Origin of the sequence: Kitasatospora sp. NPDC101176, from assembly GCF_044768035.1 — a bacterium.
Lineage (GTDB): Bacteria > Actinomycetota > Actinomycetes > Streptomycetales > Streptomycetaceae > Kitasatospora.
On the sequence record NZ_JBIWPA010000006.1, the window covers coordinates 1 to 18,366 of the forward strand.

Annotated in this window: 17 protein-coding genes; 8 read left to right on the forward strand and 9 right to left on the reverse strand. The window is 73.3% G+C overall.

The window, feature by feature from the left end:
- Positions 1 to 129: 129 nt before the first annotated feature.
- A complete protein-coding gene (locus tag ACIRS1_RS11560; protein WP_387902115.1) occupies positions 130 to 1,224 on the reverse strand; it encodes a ScbA/BarX family gamma-butyrolactone biosynthesis protein in 1,095 nt (364 codons plus the stop codon).
- Between the two features lie 346 nt (positions 1,225 to 1,570).
- Between ACIRS1_RS11560 and ACIRS1_RS11565 the strand changes: the two genes are divergently transcribed.
- Positions 1,571 to 2,197 carry a ScbR family autoregulator-binding transcription factor gene (locus ACIRS1_RS11565; protein WP_402838647.1) on the forward strand — a complete coding sequence of 209 codons (627 nt, stop codon included), beginning with the start codon at positions 1,571 to 1,573 and terminating at the stop codon, positions 2,195 to 2,197.
- An 86-nt stretch (positions 2,198 to 2,283) separates the two neighbouring features.
- Here the strand turns inward: ACIRS1_RS11565 and ACIRS1_RS11570 are convergent, their stop codons facing one another.
- The 4 genes from ACIRS1_RS11570 to ACIRS1_RS11585 form a co-directional block, all read right to left on the reverse strand.
- Positions 2,284 to 2,901 (reverse strand): ScbR family autoregulator-binding transcription factor, encoded by a 618-nt coding sequence (locus ACIRS1_RS11570; RefSeq protein WP_360219135.1) that lies wholly within the window; start codon positions 2,899 to 2,901, stop codon positions 2,284 to 2,286.
- A gap of 211 nt (positions 2,902 to 3,112) precedes the next feature.
- Positions 3,113 to 3,322 carry an acyl-CoA carboxylase subunit epsilon gene (locus ACIRS1_RS11575; protein WP_360219132.1) on the reverse strand — a complete coding sequence of 70 codons (210 nt, stop codon included), beginning with the start codon at positions 3,320 to 3,322 and terminating at the stop codon, positions 3,113 to 3,115.
- Between the two features lie 78 nt (positions 3,323 to 3,400).
- Complete coding sequence (locus ACIRS1_RS11580) at positions 3,401 to 5,002, reverse strand: acyl-CoA carboxylase subunit beta (RefSeq protein ID WP_360219129.1); 1,602 nt, start codon at positions 5,000 to 5,002, stop codon at positions 3,401 to 3,403.
- 451 nt (positions 5,003 to 5,453) lie between these two features.
- Positions 5,454 to 5,861 (reverse strand): PLD nuclease N-terminal domain-containing protein, encoded by a 408-nt coding sequence (locus ACIRS1_RS11585; RefSeq protein ID WP_360219126.1) that lies wholly within the window; start codon positions 5,859 to 5,861, stop codon positions 5,454 to 5,456.
- A gap of 90 nt (positions 5,862 to 5,951) precedes the next feature.
- On the opposite strand from ACIRS1_RS11585, the gene ACIRS1_RS11590 reads away from it, so the two are divergent.
- A complete protein-coding gene (locus ACIRS1_RS11590) occupies positions 5,952 to 7,403 on the forward strand; it encodes a menaquinone biosynthesis decarboxylase (protein ID WP_360219123.1) in 1,452 nt (483 codons plus the stop codon).
- The gene (gene mqnP, locus ACIRS1_RS11595; protein WP_360219120.1) at positions 7,400 to 8,296 is read left to right on the forward strand and encodes a menaquinone biosynthesis prenyltransferase MqnP; all 897 of its coding nucleotides are present in this window, start codon (positions 7,400 to 7,402) and stop codon (positions 8,294 to 8,296) included. The genes ACIRS1_RS11590 and mqnP overlap by 4 nt, the downstream gene beginning before the upstream one ends.
- 33 nt (positions 8,297 to 8,329) lie before the next feature.
- On the opposite strand, the gene ACIRS1_RS11600 is transcribed toward mqnP, so the two are convergent.
- The 4 genes from ACIRS1_RS11600 to ACIRS1_RS11615 all read right to left on the reverse strand — a co-directional run bounded on the left by ACIRS1_RS11600 (position 8,330) and on the right by ACIRS1_RS11615 (position 13,199).
- The gene (locus ACIRS1_RS11600; protein ID WP_360219117.1) at positions 8,330 to 9,187 is read right to left on the reverse strand and encodes an NAD(P)H-binding protein; all 858 of its coding nucleotides are present in this window, start codon (positions 9,185 to 9,187) and stop codon (positions 8,330 to 8,332) included.
- Between the two features lie 142 nt (positions 9,188 to 9,329).
- Entirely contained in the window at positions 9,330 to 11,420 is a 2,091-nt protein-coding gene (locus ACIRS1_RS11605; protein WP_402838652.1) for an LPXTG cell wall anchor domain-containing protein, read from the reverse strand.
- 254 nt (positions 11,421 to 11,674) lie between these two features.
- Positions 11,675 to 12,385: an MOSC domain-containing protein gene (locus ACIRS1_RS11610; RefSeq protein ID WP_387902125.1), complete on the reverse strand. Its 711-nt coding sequence runs from the start codon at positions 12,383 to 12,385 to the stop codon at positions 11,675 to 11,677.
- 73 nt (positions 12,386 to 12,458) lie between these two features.
- Positions 12,459 to 13,199 (reverse strand): cyclase family protein, encoded by a 741-nt coding sequence (locus tag ACIRS1_RS11615; RefSeq protein ID WP_360219108.1) that lies wholly within the window; start codon positions 13,197 to 13,199, stop codon positions 12,459 to 12,461.
- Between the two features lie 66 nt (positions 13,200 to 13,265).
- Here ACIRS1_RS11615 and ACIRS1_RS11620 point away from each other — a divergent pair, with 66 nt between their 5' ends.
- From ACIRS1_RS11620 to ACIRS1_RS11640, 5 genes are all read left to right on the forward strand, one after another.
- Positions 13,266 to 13,952, forward strand: coding sequence for a UbiX family flavin prenyltransferase (locus tag ACIRS1_RS11620; RefSeq protein ID WP_360219105.1), 687 nt, complete (start codon positions 13,266 to 13,268; stop codon positions 13,950 to 13,952).
- A gap of 119 nt (positions 13,953 to 14,071) precedes the next feature.
- Positions 14,072 to 14,530, forward strand: coding sequence for an Lrp/AsnC family transcriptional regulator (locus ACIRS1_RS11625; RefSeq protein WP_329930404.1), 459 nt, complete (start codon positions 14,072 to 14,074; stop codon positions 14,528 to 14,530).
- A gap of 4 nt (positions 14,531 to 14,534) precedes the next feature.
- Complete coding sequence (locus tag ACIRS1_RS11630; protein ID WP_360219102.1) at positions 14,535 to 15,497, forward strand: threonine/serine dehydratase; 963 nt, start codon at positions 14,535 to 14,537, stop codon at positions 15,495 to 15,497.
- Positions 15,498 to 15,625: 128 nt separating this feature from the next.
- Entirely contained in the window at positions 15,626 to 16,789 is a 1,164-nt protein-coding gene (gene mqnE, locus ACIRS1_RS11635; RefSeq protein WP_360219099.1) for an aminofutalosine synthase MqnE, read from the forward strand.
- Positions 16,790 to 16,904: 115 nt separating this feature from the next.
- Positions 16,905 to 18,266 (forward strand): L,D-transpeptidase family protein, encoded by a 1,362-nt coding sequence (locus tag ACIRS1_RS11640; RefSeq protein WP_402838656.1) that lies wholly within the window; start codon positions 16,905 to 16,907, stop codon positions 18,264 to 18,266.
- Positions 18,267 to 18,366 lie beyond the last annotated feature (100 nt).

Consider the following 18,366-nt stretch of genomic DNA (forward strand, 5'->3'; position numbering starts at 1 on the left):
GCCCCTCAAACGCGCCCAACACCGCAACTGGCCACCACCACAACCAGCAACAGTCACGATCAGCCAGCGAGACACGAATTAAGTCACCGGCATTGGCCCTAGCCGTGTCCGGCCGGGGCCGGACACGGCTCAGCTGGCCAGCGGCAGTCGGGGGCCGCCCAGGACGGGCTCGGCGGGGCGGTCCTCGAAGGGCTCCCGCCGGGCGGGCACCGTCGGGCGCCCCGCCGGGCGGTCGGCCGGCCCGTCGGTGGGGCCGTCGGCGGGCCCGTCGATCGGCTCGGTGAGCAGCCGGCAGTCCGCGGCCGTGCGCCCGTCCTGGACCAGCAGCACCCGGACGGGCAGCCGGCGCCCGTCCGGCGCCTGCTCGTGGACGGCCCGGACGAGGCAGGGCCGGTCCAGCTCGATGTAGTGGTCGAAGGAGCTGACGAACTCGACCGGCACCACCGGTTCGGGGTGGCGGAGCCGCTGGGCGGCCTGCCGGGCGGCCTCCAGCATCAGCATCCCGGGCACGTGGTCCAGCGCGTGGTCGAAGAGCACCGGGTGCCGGGCGTCGGTGCGCAGCAGCCAGGTGTCGGGGCGCAGGGTCGGGCTCAGCACGACGTCCCCGGGGTGCGCGCGGCCGACCAGCTCGGGCGCGGTGGGCGCGGGCGGTGCGGGCGGCACGGCGCCCCGCGGCCCCGGGCCGCGCAGCCGTGCGTACGAGGCGGGGGAGACGACCCGCAGCTGCCCGGTGCCGTGGCCGACCGGACGGCCGGCGCGGGTGACCTCGGTGTGCACCCGCAGCGAGACGAGCCGCCCGTGCCGCATCCGGACGTCCTCGCAGCGGACCGCCAGCATCAGCGAGGCGGGTTCGTCGGTGACGGCGATGGTGCGCAGCCCGTCCGGGGCGAGGGCGTAGGAGAGGTCCTCCATGACGAACTGGTGGTCGCGCGGCACCCCGAATCCGGCGTGGCCGATCAGCAGGCCGGCCTGCCGAATCGTTTCGGCCAGCAGCAGCGGGTCGTGGTAGCGGTCACCGGGCAGCCGGTAGAAGCCGTGCAGCCGGGGCCACTGGGCGCCGAGGAGGAAGTCGTACGGGCCGGTGGCCTGCCAGCCGGTCAGGAACACCTCCGACACCGAGGTGCGGTGCACCAGGTGGCGGGAGACGGTCCGCTCGTGGAAGTCGTAGCCGGGACCGGGGTGGGCGTACGGACCGTGGAAGTCCGGCTCTACGATCAATGGCATGACGGGCCCTACTCCAGGGTGTCGGTCGAGCGGCCGGTACGGACGCTAGGCAAAACATACAGACCACCCGGTTTCTCTTCTGCGTCTGGGGTGGCTCCTGCCGCGCAGCCCGGCACAACCACGCTACCCGGCCCCTGGACTGGGGTAATGCCCGCCCGGGGGACGGCAGACCTTGGGCGGGGGTCCTCCCCGCTGGACGGCGGGGTCGGTCGAGGGGCTAGATTAGATACCAACCATGCGGTTTCGGTCAGTGCCGTCCGCATGCGAGGCGTCGCCCCCCACCGGCGGCGCGCTGACAGCAGCCGGGCGGGGAGGGAACGCGCCCGGCCGAGTCCGGAGGGGCCCAGTGGTCAAGCAGGAACGCGCGGGGCGGACCAGGCAGGCGGTGCTGCTCGCCGCGGCGGACAGTTTCGCGAGCGTCGGGTTCGAAGCCGCCAGCCTGGTCGACATCAGCCGGCGGGCCGGGGTCAGCAAGGGCGCCCTCTACTTCCACTTCGTCTCCAAGCAGGCCCTCGCCGACGGCGTCCGCGCCGCGGCCGGGCGCGAGATCGGGTCGGCCGCGCTGCGCGCCCTGCGCACCGGCGACCCGGCGCTCCAGGGCCTGATCGACTTCTCGCACGAACTCGCCCGGCTGCTGCGCGAGGACGTCCTGGTCCGGGCCGGCGTGCGGCTCGGCCGGCAGGGCCCGCCGCGGGCCGGCACCCCGGACGACCTGCCCGGTACGGACGCCACCTGGCGCAGCCTCACGGCCGTCGTCCGGCGCCTGCTGGACCGCGCCGCCGAGGGCGGCGAGCTGCGTCCCGGTCTGGACCGGCGGGCCGCCGCCGAACTGCTCACCGCGGTCGCGGCCGGCCAGGTACTGCTCGCCGCAGAGGAGTCTGACCGGCCGTGCTCGGAGGCCGTGGGGCGGCTCTGGGCGGCGGCGCTGCCGGCCCTGGTGGCGGCGGAGCACTGCGGCGGCTACCGGCTCTGAGCCGCCGCCGGCAGCCGTGCCGTCCGGCGCGCCGTCGGGCGGGCGGGAGGCCGGGCCGTGAGGCCCGGGACCGGGCCGTCGATCCGTCAGGAGGGGACGCGCTCGGCGACGCTCAGCCGGGCCAGCGCGTGCGGCTGCACCAGGCCGGGCAGCACCAGCGTCCACAGGTCGGCCATCCGCTGGATCAGGTCCCGGCGGTCGGTCAGCACCTGGGAGCTCAGCTGGATCCCGGTGACGGCCCCGGTGATCACTCCGGCGGCCGCCGCGAGGTCCACGCCCGGGTGCAGGTCGCCGGCGTCGCGGGCGCGTTCCAGCAGCCCGCGGGCGACGTCCGACCAGCCCTGGTAGGCCGCGATCTGCGGCTGGGTGAAGCTGCCGTGCTCGATCGTCAGCCGGATGCTGCCGCGCACCAGCGGGTCGTCCTGGAGGGCGTGGGCGAAGGCGTACCCGAGGTCGATCAGGGTCTGCACCGGGCTGTCCGAGGACGGCTGCCAGGTGGCGAGCCAGGCGCCCTGACCCTCGATGACGGCGAGTGCCAGCTCCTCCTTGGAGCGGAAGTGGAAGTACAGCGCACCCTTGGTGACGCCGGCGCGATCCAGGATCTCGGACATGGTGGCGGCTGCGTAGCCCCGCTCGTCGAAGACCTCGGCCGCCGCGAGGAGTACCGCCTGGCGGGTCGCCAGCGCGCGGGCCTGCCTGGCCATCGCAGCCTCCCTGGATAGTTCTGGTAGCTCGGCAGCGGCCGATCCTATGGGGGCCGGCGGGGCGGCGGGCCGCATACCGTCCAGTAGGTATTCTACCGAGCCCGTTCGGGGCGGAACCGACCCCCGGTGGCACGGCCCCGGAGGCCGCCGGAAAGGGGCGACGGCCGGCCACCCGGGTGGGGTGACCGGCCGTCGGCGGTGCCGTGGGCCGTCAGGCGGCCTGCTGCCAGCTGACCGGCGAGTAGTAGGCCGGGCGGCGGTCCAGCCGCTGCCAGGTGGCGATCGGCTCGACCAGGGCGGCCGCGCCGGCCTGCTGCGCGGCGGCGGCGCGCGCCATCAGCACGGCGGTGAGGGCGGCCAGCTCCTCGTCGGAGAGGGAGCCGCGGACGATGCGGACGAGGGGTTCGGCGGAAGCGGTCATTTTCTGGTTTCTCCCCCGGTGTCTGTGGTGTGGTGTCGCTCGGACGTGCGTGCTGCGGGACCGCGCTCGGCGCGGACGCTACATCGGCGGGTTGCCGTGCTTGCGGCTCGGCAGGTCGGCGTGCTTCGTGCGGAGCATCGCCAGGGCGGAGGCGACCACCTGGCGGGTCTCGGCGGGGTCGATGACGTCGTCCACGAGGCCGCGCTCGGCCGCGTAGTACGGGTGCATCAGCTCGCTCTTGTACTCCTTGATCTTCTGGGCCCGCATGGCGTCCGGGTCCTCGGCGCCGTTGATGTCGCGGCGGAAGATCACGTTGGCGGCGCCCTCGGCGCCCATGACGGCGATCTCGTTGGTCGGCCAGGCGTAGGAGAGGTCGGCGCCGATGGAGCGGGAGTCCATCACGATGTACGCGCCGCCGTAGGCCTTGCGCAGGATCAGCTGGATGCGCGGCACGGTGGCGTTGCAGTACGCGTACAGCAGCTTGGCGCCGTGCCGGATGATGCCGTCGTGCTCCTGGTCGACACCGGGCAGGAAGCCCGGCACGTCGAGCATGGTGACCAGTGGGATGTTGAAGGCGTCGCACATCTGGACGAAGCGCGCGGCCTTCTCGCTGGCGTTGATGTCGAGCACGCCGGCCAGCGACTGCGGCTGGTTGGCGATGATGCCGGTGACGTGGCCGTCGACCCGCGCCAGCACGCACAGCACGTTGGTGGCCCAGCGCTCGTGGACCTCGAGGTACTCGCCGTGGTCGACGATCTCCTCGATGACCTTGCGCATGTCGTACGGGCGGTTGCCGTCGGCCGGCACCAGGTCGAGCAGGGACTCGTTGCGGCGGTCGACCGGGTCGTCGTTGAGGACGGTCGGCGGCATCTCGCGGTTGTTCTGCGGCAGCAGCGACAGGAGGTAGCGGACCTCCTCGATGCAGGACTGCTCGTCGTCGTAGACGAAGTGCGAGACGCCGGAGACGCCCGCGTGGACGTCGGCGCCGCCGAGGCCGTTCTGGCTGATCTTCTCGCCGGTCACCGCCTGGACGACGTCCGGGCCGGTGATGAACATCTGCGAGGTCTCGCGGACCATGAACACGAAGTCGGTCAGCGCGGGGGAGTACGCGGCGCCGCCGGCGCACGGGCCGAGCATCACCGAGATCTGCGGGATGACGCCCGAGGCGCGGGTGTTGCGCTGGAAGATGCCGCCGTAGCCGGCGAGGGCGGTGACGCCCTCCTGGATGCGGGCGCCGGCGCCGTCGTTGAGCGAGACCAGCGGCGCACCGGCCGCGATGGCCATGTCCATGATCTTGTGGATCTTCTGCGCGTGGGCCTCGCCCAGCGCGCCGCCGAAGATCCGGAAGTCGTGCGCATAGGTGAAGACGGTCCGGCCGTGCACGGTGCCCCAGCCGACGATGACGCCGTCGGTGTGCGGCTTCTTGGCCTCCAGGCCGAAGCCCTGGGCGCGGTGCCGGCGCAGCGGCTCGACCTCGCGGAAGGAGCCCTCGTCCAGCAGCAGCTCGATGCGCTCGCGGGCGGTCAGCTTGCCCTTCGCGTGCTGGGCCTCGGTGGCCTTCTCGCTGGGGCCGCGACGCACCTTCTCGCGGAGCTCGTGCAGCTCGGCGACGCGCCCGCGGGCGTCGGCCGGGACCTCGGGGACCTCGCCGCCCACCGGCGCCTCATGCACAACCGTCATCTCGAACCACTCCAAGGGTGAGGGAACTGTCCGACAGCCAACGTCTGCTGTGCCCCCGGCTGCGAATCACTTTCTTCACTTATGACTGTACGAGGGGCCGTGCGTTGGTTTCGGCGTCGATTCCGTACAAGGTCGGGTCCGTTTAGATGTCAGGCCTGCACAGAAGCGGCGGGGGCGAAGCCGGAGCGCTCGGTGTCCGTTCGAATACCGGGGGTTGTCGGGCAGATGATGGTCCGATGATCTGAGCGTGAAGAAAAGCGCAGGTCAGGGCCGTCGCTCAGTAATGTAGGGCGGCCGACTTGGGCCTCGCTCAAGCTCCGCTCAAGTCGGGTGCGGAGGCGGCCCCGATCCGTGCTAGGGGGCTCCCGGTCGTAGGGAAGCGCCAAAAACACTCCAGCCCACCCGGAACGTTCCGGGTGGGCTGTCCGAGGTAGCGGCCGGGCCTGCGCGATCAGCTCCTGCGGCCGTCGCCGGGCTCGTCGTCGTTGCGCAGCTCCTGCTCGCGGCGGCGGAGATCGGCCTCCCAGCGCTTCAGCATCTCCTCGTGCTCCTTGTCGCTCTTCTTCAACGAGGCGAGGAAATCGGGGTCGTCGTCCGGGGCGAGCGGCCGGCCGCCGCGCGGGGCCGACCGCTCGGGGCCGCCCGCATCCCCGTCGTACGGCCCCGCGAGCAGCGGACGGCGCTGCTTCCCGGCCACCAGCCAGGCGATCGGGCCGACCGGCGGGAACAGCAGCACCACCAGTACCCAGACCGGCTTGGGGAGGTGCTTCACCCCGTCCTCGGGCGTGGTCAGGCAGTCGATGAAGGCCCACACCCAGAGTGCGAGCGGAAGGACGATGGTCAGAAGAATCCTCAGCACGGTGGCTGTCTCCCCCGGCGGCGGTGGCGACGGGCGCCTTCCCGGGGCCCTTGACGGAGCCAGGCTATCCGGTGGCGGATACTGACAGGCATGGCATACGACGATCTCCGCTCCTTCCTCCGGGCACTCGACCGCGAAGGGGACCTCAAGCGCATCAAGGCAGAGGTGGACCCGCACCTGGAGATCGGCGAGATCGTCGACCGGGTCCAGAAGGCGAAGGGCCCCGCGCTGCTCTTCGAGAACGTCAAGGGCTCCTCGATGCCCCTCGCGATGAACGTCTTCGGCACCGAGCGGCGCCTCGCCAAGGCCCTCGGCCTCAAGGGCCCCGACGACATCTCCGAGAAGATCGCCGGACTGCTCAAGCCCGAGCTCCCGCAGGGCTTCACCGGCTTCCGGGACGCCTTCGGCAAGCTCGCCTCGATGGCGCACGTGCCGCCCCGCAACGTGAAGGACGCCCCGGTCCAGGAGGTCGTGCTCACCGGTGACGACGTCGACCTGGACGCGCTGCCCGCCCTCTTCACCTGGCCGCAGGACGGCGGGTCCTTCTTCAACCTCGGGCTCACCCACACCAAGGACCCGGACAGCGGCGTCCGCAACCTGGGCCTCTACCGGCTCCAGCGGCACGACCGGCGCACCATCGGCATGCACTGGCAGATCCACAAGGACAGCCACAACCACGCCGCGAAGGCCGCGAAGCGGGGCGAACGGCTGCCCGTCGCGATCGCCTTCGGCTGCCCGCCGGCCGTCACCTACGCGGCCACCGCGCCGCTGCCCGGGGACATCGACGAGTACCTGTTCGCCGGGTTCGTCGCCGGTGAGCGGGTGCGGATGGTCGACTGCAAGACGGTCCCGCTGCAGGTCCCGGCCGACGCCGAGGTGGTCCTGGAGGGCTGGCTGGAGCCCGGCGAGATGCTCCCCGAGGGCCCGTTCGGCGACCACACCGGCTTCTACACCCCGCAGGAGCCGTTCCCGGCCCTGACGATCGACTGCGTGACGATGCGCCGCCGGCCGCTCCTGCAGTCCATCGTGGTCGGCCGCCCGCCGACCGAGGACGGCCCGCTGGGCAAGTTCACCGAGCGCTTCTTCCTGCCGCTGCTGAAGATCATCATCCCGGACATCGTCGACTACGACCTGCCCGAGGCCGGCGGCTTCCACAACTGCGTGATCGTCTCGATCGACAAGAAGTACCCCAAGCACGCCCAGAAGACGATGCACGCCATCTGGGGCGCCCACATGATGTCGCTGACCAAGCTGATCATCGTGGTGGACTCCGACTGCGACGTGCACGACTACCAGGAGGTCGCCTGGCGGGCCTTCGGCAACGTCGACTACAGCCGCGACCTCACCGTGGTCGAGGGCCCGGTCGACCACCTCGACCACGCCTCGTACCAGCAGTTCTGGGGCGGGAAGGCGGGCATCGACGCGACCCGCAAGCTTCCCGAGGAGGGCTACACCCGGGACGGCGGCTGGCCGGAGATGGTCTCCTCGGACCCGGCCACGGCCGCACTGGTGTCGCGTCGCTGGAAGGAGTACGGGCTGTGAGCACCGCCGCCGTCGAGACCCCCGGGCGCACGAAGGCCTTCCTGCGCCTGGTGATGATCGAGCACTCGGTCTTCGCCCTGCCCTTCGCCTACATCGCCGCGCTGACGGCCATGTTCCTCGCCGACAAGCGGGTGCACTGGGGCCAGCTGTTCGTCGTCACCGTCTGCATGGTCGGCCTGCGCACCTTCGCGATGGCCGCCAACCGGATCATCGACCGCGAGATCGACGCCCGGAACCCGCGCACGGCCTCCCGCGAACTGGTCACCGGGGCCGTCTCGCTGAGGACCGCGTACATCGGCTCGGCCGTGGCGCTGGTGGTGTTCCTCGGGGCGGCGGCGCTGCTCAACCCGCTCTGCCTGGCGCTCGCGCCGGTGGCCGTGGTGCCGATGGTCGTCTACCCGTACGGCAAGCGGTTCACCGACTTCCCGCAGGCCATCCTCGGTCTGGCCCAGGCGATGGGGCCGGTCGGCGCCTGGCTCGCGGTGACGGGCCGCTGGTCCTGGGACGCGGTGGTCCTCGGCGTGGCGGTCGGCGTCTGGATCGGCGGCTTCGACCTGATCTACGCCTGCCAGGACGTCGAGTCCGACCGCCACGGCAACGTGCGGTCGGTCCCGGCCCGCTTCGGCGTCCCGGCCGCGATCCGCGGCGCACGGGCGTGCCACCTCGTCACCACGCTCCTGCTGGGCTGGTTCGGGGTCCTGACGCACGCCGGACCGGCCTTCTGGATCGGTCTGGTCGTGGTGGTGGGCGCGTTCCTGTACGAGCACACCATCGTCAAGCCGAACGACCTGTCGCGGCTCAACCGGGCGTTCTTCCAGACCAACGGCTTCGTGGGCATCTCGCTGTTCTTCTTCGCCCTGGTGGACCTGGTCGTCCGCGGACTCGGCGTCTGACGCCCCGCCGGGCGGCCGCCGGGACGGGGCGGCTCACCGGAACAGCGCGGCGTGGTCGGCGGCCCAGGTGCGGAAGCTCCGGGCGGGCCGGCCGGTGACGTCCCGGACGGTCGTGGTGACCGGATCCGGGTCGGTGAGGCGGGCCTGGACGAGGTCCAGCGCGGCGTCGGCCTCCGCCGGGGGCCGGCCGGCGGCGAGCATGCGCCGGCGGGCCGTCCCGCGGGGGACCTCCTCCCACCGCGCCGGGCGGCCGGCGGCCTCCCCGATGATCCGCACCTGCTCCGCCTGGGTCGGCGCCCCGGGGCCGGTGAGCAGGTGGCGGGCGCCGTCGTGGCCGTCGTCGAGCAGGGCGCGGACGGCGACCGCCGCGACGTCCCGCTCGTCGACCGGGTGGAGCCCGGCCGCACCGCCGTAGCCCTGCACGGCACCGCCGGTCCTGATCTCCTCCGCCCACCGCAGCGCGTCCGCCGCGAAGCCGTACGGCCGCAGCGCGGTGTGCCGCACCCCGCTGCCCGCGAGGAGCGCCTCGACCTCCCCGGCCGGCCCCCGCGGGCCCGCCCCCGGCGCGTCCCGGACGGCGGCCGAGGAGAGCTGCACCACCCGCCCGACCTCGCCGGCCAGGGCCGCCACCGCCCCGGCCGCGCCCTCGGCGGTCGGGAGGGGCCAGGCCAGGAAGGCCGCGTCGATGCCGCGCGCGGCGGCCCGCAGCGAATCCGGATCGAGCAGGTCCCCCTGGACGTGTCCGCGCTGCCGCGCCCGGTCGCCGCGCCGGGTCAGGGCCCGGACCCGCACCCCGGCGGCCGCGAGCTGCAGCACCAGGTGGCGGCCGACCGCCCCGGTGGCGCCGATCACCAGGACGGACGTCACATCGTCAGTTCGCTTCTCCGTCATGCCTCGACGGTAGGCGAGCCGCATGAGAGGCCCAATGCGCACGGGTCTCCCGTCCATGCGTCATCGTCTACGGCGCGCCTGCGGGGCCCGCCGGGGCCGGGGAGCCGGGGCCCGGGTGGGGCCGCGGGCTGTGCGGAGGCGGTCAGGCGCTGCGGCGGCGGCGCGCGGCGAAGAGCGCGCCGAGGCCGCTGACGAGCAGGGCGGCGGCGCCCGCGGCGGTCGTGAGGACGCCGTCCGACCCGGTGTGCGCGAGCTCGCCGCCCGCCAGCCGGGCGGTGCCGGCGATGGTGCCCGTGGTGGCGTCGGTACCGGTGGTGGCGGCGTCGTCCGCGGAGGCGGCGGTGAAGCCGGCCTTGACGGCGCTGCCGGTGCCGGGCGCGGTGGAGAGGTCGACCCGGAATCCCTGCGGGCCGATGGACGCGGGCATGTACGGGCCGCCCTCGCCGAGGATGACCACCCCGTGGACGTAGGACGCGCCGATCGCGGCACCGGCGGTGAACGCCAGCCGGACGTGCTTGGTGACGGATGCTCCGGCCGCCAGGTCCTTGCCGTCGGTGAGGTGGTAGGTCAGCGGGCCGGTCGACTGGCGGCTCGGGGTGCCGGTGACGTCCTGCCAGCTGCCGTCGGCCTTCTGCACCTGGAGGGTGCTCTGCTGGTCGGCCTGCACCACCAGGGAGGCGTCGTCGTAGGCGGAGGCACTGGGGTTGGTCGCGGTGACGTCGAACTCGACCGGGGCGCCGCCGATGACGGCACTGGTCGGCGCGTTCTTGACCTGCACGGTGAGGGCCTTCAGCGCCACGTCCTTGGTGCTCTCGGCGACGACGGTGTTCGCGGAGTCCGCGATCGCGGAGTAGAGCTTGACGGTGCTGCTCTGGCTGGCCCAGTCGTTGTTGAGCGGGGCGGCGAGGCGCAGCTGGAGGGTCCTGCTGGCGCCGGCGGCGACCGTCACGCCCGGGATCTCCCCGGAGAAGTCGACGGTCTTGTCGCCCAGCGCGAAGTTCAGCGTCACGGGCTTCCAGGTGCCGTCGGCGTCGCGGTACTCGAGGGTGATGCGGTCCTTCGAGCGGGCCCACTGGTTGCTGGCCTTCAGCTTCAGCGTGAACGAGGCGTCGGTGCCGCCCGGGTTGGTGACGGTCTCGGTGAACTCCACCGGACGGCCGCCGTTGCCGATCGAGGCCGGCTCCTGGACGGTCAGCGAGGGCTTGGCGGCGACCGGGGCGGCGGTGACGTCGACCGCGACGAACTGGGGGCCGATGACGAGGGGCATGAACGCGCCGCCCTCGCCGAGCATGGCCCACGGGTGGATGTACTCGGTGCCGGGCGCGGCGTCGGCGGTGAAGGCGATGCGGACGTGCTTGGTGAAGGAGGCGCCGGCGGCGAGGGTCCGGTCCTCGGTGAGGTGGTAGAGGACCCGGCCGTTGTCCTGCGGGGTGCCGGTGACGGTCTCCCAGCCGCCGTCGGCCTTCTGCACCTGGAAGGTGCTGTTCCGGGTGGCCTCCACGACCTTGGAGACGCCGGTGTAGCCGGACGCGCTGGGGTTGGTGACGGTGACGTCGAACTCGACCGGCGCACCGCCGGCGACGGCGCTCGTCGGCGCGCCCTTGACCTGCAGGGTGAGGGCCTTGGCCACGACCTCCGCGGTGTTCTCGGCGAGGACGGCCTTCGCCTGGTCCAGGACGGCGGAGCGGAGCGTGACGGGCGCGTCCTGGTTGCCCCAGGCGTTGTGGAGCGGGGTGGCCAGGCGCAGCCGGACCGTCCGGGTGGCGCCGGCGGCGACGGTCAGCCCGGGGACCTCCCCGCCGGAGCCGAGGGGCTTCCAGGTGCCGTCGGCGTCGCGGTAGTCGACGGTGATGCCCTTGGCGGGGGCGGCGGGGCTGCTCGCGTCGACCCTCAGGGTGTACGAGGCCGCGGCGTCGCCGGGGTTGGTGACGGTCTCGGTGAACTCGACGGGCTCGCCGCCGTGGCCGATGGACACGGGGGCGTTGACGGTCAGCGCGGGCTTGCCGGCCTCGGCGGTCTTGGCGGCGGGCTTGTCGGCGGGCTTCTCCGTGGCGGCGGCGGCCGCGGCGGCCGGCTCGGCGGCCGGGGTGGCGGCCGGCTCGGCCGGGGCGGTGACCGCGGCCGGGGCGTCGGCGGCGTAGGCGGCCGGGGAGGCGACCACGGTCCCGGTGGCCAGCAGCACGCCGAGGGTGGCGGCGGTGAGGACGGTGGAGCCGGAGCGGCGTGCGCGCACGACGGACATTCTGAATACCCCCAGGGTGTTGCACCGTCGGCGTTCCGTCGCCGGCCGGCAAGCTCGGTAGGTGCCGGACGCGAGGTTCGGGGGTGGTGCCCCCGGCGTCACCCGCAGTCCGGCCCGGCGGGCTTCCCCGCCGCTCACTCCCATAGACGTGCGGGGCCCGCGGGGGTTGCAGGGAAGATCGAAGATTTTTCCGGGAATCCTGGAGAGGGCCCTGACCTGCGGTTCCGTGCCCGCTCGGGGTGGTCTCAGTGCAGCGACAGCTCGTCGCCGACGCTCAGCCGCCCCGGGGAGGCGACCTCGGCCAGCGCGTCGAGCCGGCCGTCGTGGGCGTGCACGAGGGCCTTGAGGATCTCGGGTGCGTGCGGCAGCCCGGGCTGCGGGGCGCCGGTCATCGCGCAGCGCTCGCTGGACCGGACGAAGCCCAGCCGCACCCCGGCGCCGCCGAGCCCCTCCCGGCCGAACCAGCCGTCCTCGACGAACGGCGGGGTGCCGGGCGGGGTCCGCAGCACGATGTTGGGGCGGAACCGCCGTTCGTCGACCGCGGTGAACGGGACGGCCTCGCGGACCCAGTCCAGGGTGGCGGTGGTGAGCACGCTGACCGGCAGCTGGTCGAAGTGCGAGACGGCGTCCTCGCGGGCCAGCTCGACGTCCTCGCGCTGGAGGTAGGCCCGGAGGAACGCGCCGGGCTCGGTGACCGGGCGTCCGAGCGGGTCGAACAGCTCGGGTCCGTCGATCCGGTGGCCGAGGCGGGCGGAGAGGCGGAGCAGGCCGTCCATCCGGCGGAACCGGCGGGTGCTCTTGCCCGAACCGAGTCTGCCGTCGCCGTCGCGGACGGCGTAGAGGCGGTCGCCGGCGAGGCCGCGCTCGTCCACCTCGACGGAGTCGAGCCGCTCGCCGCCGGTGGACTTCACGGGGTAGCGCCAGAGTCGCTCGATCACTCCGATGATCTCAGCCATGGCCGGACAGCGTAGCGGCGGCGCCGGGGGATGGTCTAGACCAAGTCCGTTGGGGGGTGCGGCCGGCGGCGTCTCAGCCCAGCCGGGCCACCGCCCGGACCGGCGCGCCGTCCGCCGCCACCAGGCGCAGCGGGAACAGCGACACCTCCACCGGCAGACCGGCCTCCTGGGCGGCCAGCAGCGGCCGCAGGTCTGTCAGGTTCTCCGCGATCACCCCGCCGCCGGGCGCCCCCAGCAGCACGCGGTGCGCGGCGAGGGTCGGCTCGTCGGCGGGCCGGTCGTGCTCGTCGGCGAGGTCCGCGAGCAGCGCCGCCACCGCCGGGTCGCCCGGGCCCGGGTCGGGGGTGGGGTCGACGCTCAGCGCGTCGACCCCGACGGTCCGCACCCCGGCGGCGACGATCGCCCCGGCGGCCTCCGGCGTCAGGGCGGGGTGGGCCAGGTAGGCGTCGGTGCCCCAGTGCCGGGCCCACCCGGTGGCCAGCAGCAGGACGGACCCCTCGCCGACCCGCTCCAGCGCGGGCGCCAGCAGGTCGGGGGTGACGGCCGCCCGCGGCTCCAGCCCGCGCAGGTCGGCGAGCACCGCCGGGCCGGTGAACCGCTCCAGCGGGAGCCCGTCCAGGGTCGGCCAGGTGACGTCCACGTGGTACGGCGCGTCCACGTGCGTCCCGGACTGCGAGCCCAGGTGCAGGGCCAGCACGTTCACCCCGGCCGTGGCGGTGGTGAGCGCCGGCTCCAGCAGGACGGTCGGGTCGCCGGGGTAGACCGGCATCGCGGTGGTCACCTGATGGGTGAGGTCGACGAGGGTCGCTGCCATGCGCCCATCCTCCCAGGGGCGCCCGCGGATGCGGCCGGGGCGGGTGCGGCCGGATAGAAAGGGGCCATGGGAACAGCGAAGCGTCAGCCGTGGGTGGTCGGGGTCTCGGGCGCGTCGGGGACGCCGTACGCGGCCTCGGTGATCCGGGCCCTGCTCGACGCCGGGGAGCCGGTGGACCTGATCGTCAGCCGGGCCGCCCGGCTCACCATCCTCGACGAGACCGGCATCTCCTTCCGGGACGCCCACTGGCGCACCGACCTGGCCGCCTGGCTGGGCCTCGACGAGGACCGGGCGGGCCTCCTGGACGACGTCCGCTACTGGCCCGCCGGGGACTTCGCGGCCGGCCCGTCCAGCGGCTCCTACCCGGCCAGGGGCATGCTGGTGGTACCGGCGACCACCGGCGCGGTGGCCGGGATCGCGCTCGGCCTGAGCAAGGACCTGCTGCAGCGGGTGGCGAGCGTCACCCTCAAGGAGCGCCGCCCGCTGGTCGTCTGCGTGCGCGAGACACCACTCAACGGGGTGACGTTGAAACACCTGGTGGAACTCGACGCGCAGGGCGCCGTGGTCCTGCCCGCCTCGCCCGGTTTCTACGCCGGCGGCTCCACCGTGCGCGAACTCGTCGATTTCGTGGCCGGCCGGGTACTGGACGCGGTCGGCGTACCGCATTCCCTGTACCTGCGCTGGGAAGGGGAGTTGGGAGCGGCGGCCCGCCGGGCCGGCGGGAACGGCAGCGCGTCGGCTGAGGGGGAGTGAGGAGACCGAAGGCGGGAGAGTATCTTCTCTGCGATACCCGGGTTGTTCCGCGCATGGCGCCTTTGAATCCGGATAATGATCTGTGGGTCTGGTGAGGTTCGGAAGGACGCGGACGGTATATGGACACGGTGGACAGACAGCTCATCCAGGCGCTCCGGGAGAACGGACGGGCGTCCTACGCCGAGCTGGGCCGGCTGGTCGGCCTCTCCGGCCCGAGCGTCACGGACCGGATCAACCGCCTCGAGCAGGCCGGCGTGATCACCGGCTACCGCGCGACGGTCAACCCGGCCTCGCTCGGCTTCGGGGTGACGGCCCTGATCGGCCTCCAGCTGACCGACGCGGCCGACCACGAGGACGTCGCGTTCCGGCTGAAGGACCTCAACGAGGTCGAGGACTGCTGGTTCATCGCGGGTGACGACTCGTACATGCTCAAGGTCCGGGTGGCCGACGTGGCCGGCCTGGAGTCCGTGGTGAAGCGGATCTCCGGCACGAAGGGCGTGGCCCGCACCCGGACCACCGTCGTACTCTCCACCAAGTGGGAGAACCGGGTGAGCGACCTCCCCCCAGAAGGAGAGTGACGTCATGGCACTGGTCGGACTGGAGGAGCTGCGCGCGGCCCGGCAGCGGATCGCGGGGGTGGCCGTGCGCACCCCGCTGGTCCCCGCCCCCTGGGCGGCCGACGGCGGGCGCAGCCTGTGGCTCAAGCCCGAGAACCTCCAGCCGACCGGCGCCTTCAAGACCCGTGGCGCCTACAACCGGCTGGCCGCGCTCACCGAGGACGAGCGGGCCCGCGGCGTGGTCGCGCAGTCCAGCGGCAACCACGCGCAGGCCGTCGCCTACGCGGCGGCACTGCTCGGGATCAAGGCCGTCATCGTGATGCCGGACACCTCCCCGGCCGTGAAGGTGGAGTACACCCGCGGGTTCGGCGCCGAGGTGCTCCTGGTGTCGCCGGAGGAGCGGGACACCGTGCCCGGCGAGCTCGCCGAGCGGCACGGCTACGTCTGGGTGCCGCCGTACGACGACCCGTACATCATCGCGGGCCAGGGCACGGTCGGCCTGGAGATCGCCGAGGACGCCCCGGCCGGCCTGGACACCGTGCTGGTGCCGGTCAGCGGCGGCGGCCTGATCTCCGGGACGGCGGCCGCGCTCAAGCTCACCCGTCCGGGTGTCCGGGTGGTCGGCGTCGAGCCGGAGCTGGCCGCCGACGCCCGGGCCAGTCTGCGGGCCGGGCGCCGGCTCGCCTGGCCGGTCGCCGACACCTACCGCACCATCGCGGACGGGCTGCGCACCCCGTCGGTCGGCGAGCTGCCCTTCGAGCACCTGACCGCGTACGTGGACGACATCGTCACCGTCACCGAGGACGAGATCCGGGCCACCGTCGCCCTGCTGGCCCGCCGCGGCCGGCTGGTCGCCGAGCCCTCCGGCGCGGTCGCCCCGGCGGCCTACTTCCACCGAGCCGACGAGACCGGGGGCCGGACGGTGGCCGCCGTGGTCAGCGGCGGCAACATCGAGCCCGCCCTGCTCGCGGAGCTGCTCTCGACCTGATCCCCGGGCCGGCGGAGCGCCGCGGTGAGACGCGTCGTCCCGCGGTCGGAGCGGCCCGGAGCTGCGGCCGTCACGTGACGTACGCTCGTTCCGGCAAGGAACCGAAGTCGGAGGAGGCGGGGCACCGCATGGACGCAGGGCTCAAGCGCGAGCTGGAGGCGAAGGTCTACGCGGGTGAGCGGCTGACCCGCGAGGACGGGATCGCGCTCTACGAGAGCGACGACCTGGCCTGGCTGGGTGGCCTGGCCCACCACGTGCGGACGCGGAAGAACGGCGACGTCGTCCACTTCAACGTCAACCGCCACCTCAACATGACCAACGTGTGCAGCGCGTCCTGCGCGTACTGCTCGTTCCAGCGCAAGCCGGGCGAGAAGGACGCGTACACGATGCGCATCGAGGAGGCCGTCCGGCTCGCCAAGGCGATGGAGAGCGACTCCCTCACCGAGCTGCACATCGTCAACGGCCTGCACCCGACGCTGCCCTGGCGCTACTACCCGCGCTCGCTGCGGGAGCTCAAGGCGGCCCTGCCGAACGTCTCGCTGAAGGCCTTCACCGCGACCGAGATCCACTGGTTCGAGAAGATCAGCGGTCTGTCCGCGGACGAGATCCTGGACGAGCTGATCGACGCCGGTCTGGAGTCGCTGACCGGCGGCGGCGCGGAGATCTTCGACTGGGAGGTCCGCCAGCACATCGTCGACCACGACACCCACTGGGAGGACTGGTCGCGGATCCACCGCCTCGCGCACGCCAAGGGACTCAAGACGCCCTGCACCATGCTGTACGGGCACATCGAGGAGCCCCGCCACCGGGTGGACCACGTGCTGCGGCTGCGCGAGCTGCAGGACGAGACCGGCGGCTTCCAGGTGTTCATCCCGCTGCGCTACCAGCACGACTTCCACGACTCCAAGGACGGCGTCGTGCGCAACAAGCTGATGGCCCGTACCGAGATGGCCACCGGCGCCGAGGCCCTGAAGACCTTCGCCGTCTCCCGGCTGCTCTTCGACAACGTCCCGCACGTCAAGGTGTTCTGGGTGATGCACGGCGTGACCACCGCCCAGCTGGCGCTCAGCCACGGCGCCGACGACATGGACGGCTCGGTGGTCGAGTACAAGATCACCCACGACGCGGACAACTTCGGCACCCCGAACAAGCTCGGCCGCGACGACCTGCTCGACCTGATCCGCGACGCCGGCTTCCGCCCGGTGGAGCGGAACACCCGCTACGAGGTCATCCGCGAGTACGACGGACCGGACCTGACGCGCCGCGAGACCCCGCAGGCGATGCGTCTCTGACCGTGCCCCACCCCCGCCGCCCCGGCCGTTCCACGGCCGGGGCGGCGGCTTCTTCACCGCCTCCGCACGCGCCCCGGGTTTACCAACGGGTACGGCGTTTGGCAGGATCGACCGTATGTCCGGTTCACATCGCGCCACCGCGTACCCGTCGTACGAGCCGATGCCGGAGCCGGTGTACGAGGCGCCACAGCCCTCCCACCAGGACTACGGGGCGTACCAGCAGCCGGTTCAGCAGGGCCACGGCGACTACCGGCCCAACCCGCAGGACGGCTACTTCGAGGCCTACGACCAGCCGTTCCGGCCCCACCCGGCCGGCCACGCGGCGCCGGCCGGCACCGCCCAGCAGTACGCGTACGGCGCCGGGCCGGGCTACGGCCAGCAGAGCGGCTACGAGGCGGCGTACGAGGCCGGTTACGAGGCGCCGTACGGCGCGGGCTACGACCCGGAACCGGTGTACCTGTCGGAGCCCTTCGCCGGGACGGAGCCGGTGCACCCGGCGGAGTCCTTCCCCGCACCGGAGTCGGCCCCGCCGGCGGACCTCTCCCTCGGACCGGTGTCCGTTCCGCTCGCCGCCGAGGCCCCCGCGGGCTCCCGGGCGGCCGCCCGGGGCCGGCGTCGCAAGGCCAAGCAGAAACGACACGGCAAGGCCGTGATGGCCGGTACGGCGCTGCTGGTCGCGGCCGCCGCCGGCTGGTACACCGTCGGCCAGGAGGGCGCCAAGCCCGGCGTCACCGCCGCCGACGGCCCCGGCCCGGAGGGCGTCAGCACGCCCGACCAGCCGTCACCGGGTGTGGCCGCCGCCCAGCCGGCCGCCGCCCAGGCCGCCGCCGACCGGCAGAACACCGACCCCGCCGCCGCCCGCAGCCAGGCCCGCGCGGACGCCTCGGTCGCCGCGATACCCGGCCTCGGCGCTTCGTTCACCGCGAAGATCCCCGCCGAGACCACCCAGGTCGTGGTCGCCTCCGGTCAGGACAAGGGCACCGACAAGAACAGCGTCACCCTCTGGACCCGCACCCCGGAGGGCCGCTGGCTGGCCGGCGAGACCTGGCAGGGCCACAACGGCAAGAACGGCTGGACCACCGACCACAGCGAGGGCGACCTACGCAGCCCGATCGGCGTCTTCTCGCTCACCGACGCCGGCGGCCGCAACGCCGACCCCGGCAGCAAGCTCCCGTACGACAAGGACCCGAGCTTCGTGGTCTCCGGGACCGGCTTCTTCGGGGACCAGCTGGCCGGCTCCTTCGACTACGTGGTCGCGATCAACTACAACCGCGTCCCCGGCAACTCCCCGCTCGACCCGCGCCGCCCGATGGGCGCCAAGAAGGGCGGCGGCATCTGGATCCACGTCGACCACGACGGCCCCACCCACGGCTGCGTCTCCATCCCGGAGGACAAGATGGCCGAGCTGATCCGCACCCTGGACCCGGCGGCCCACCCGGTGATCGTGATGGGGGACGCCACCTCGCTGGCCGCCTGAGCCGGCCCGGGGGCCCTCCGGGCGCCCGCCCCCCGCCGCGGTGCCGGTGACGGCCCGGAGCAGAGGTCAGGCGCCGCAACGCCCCTTGTCAGTCCCCTAC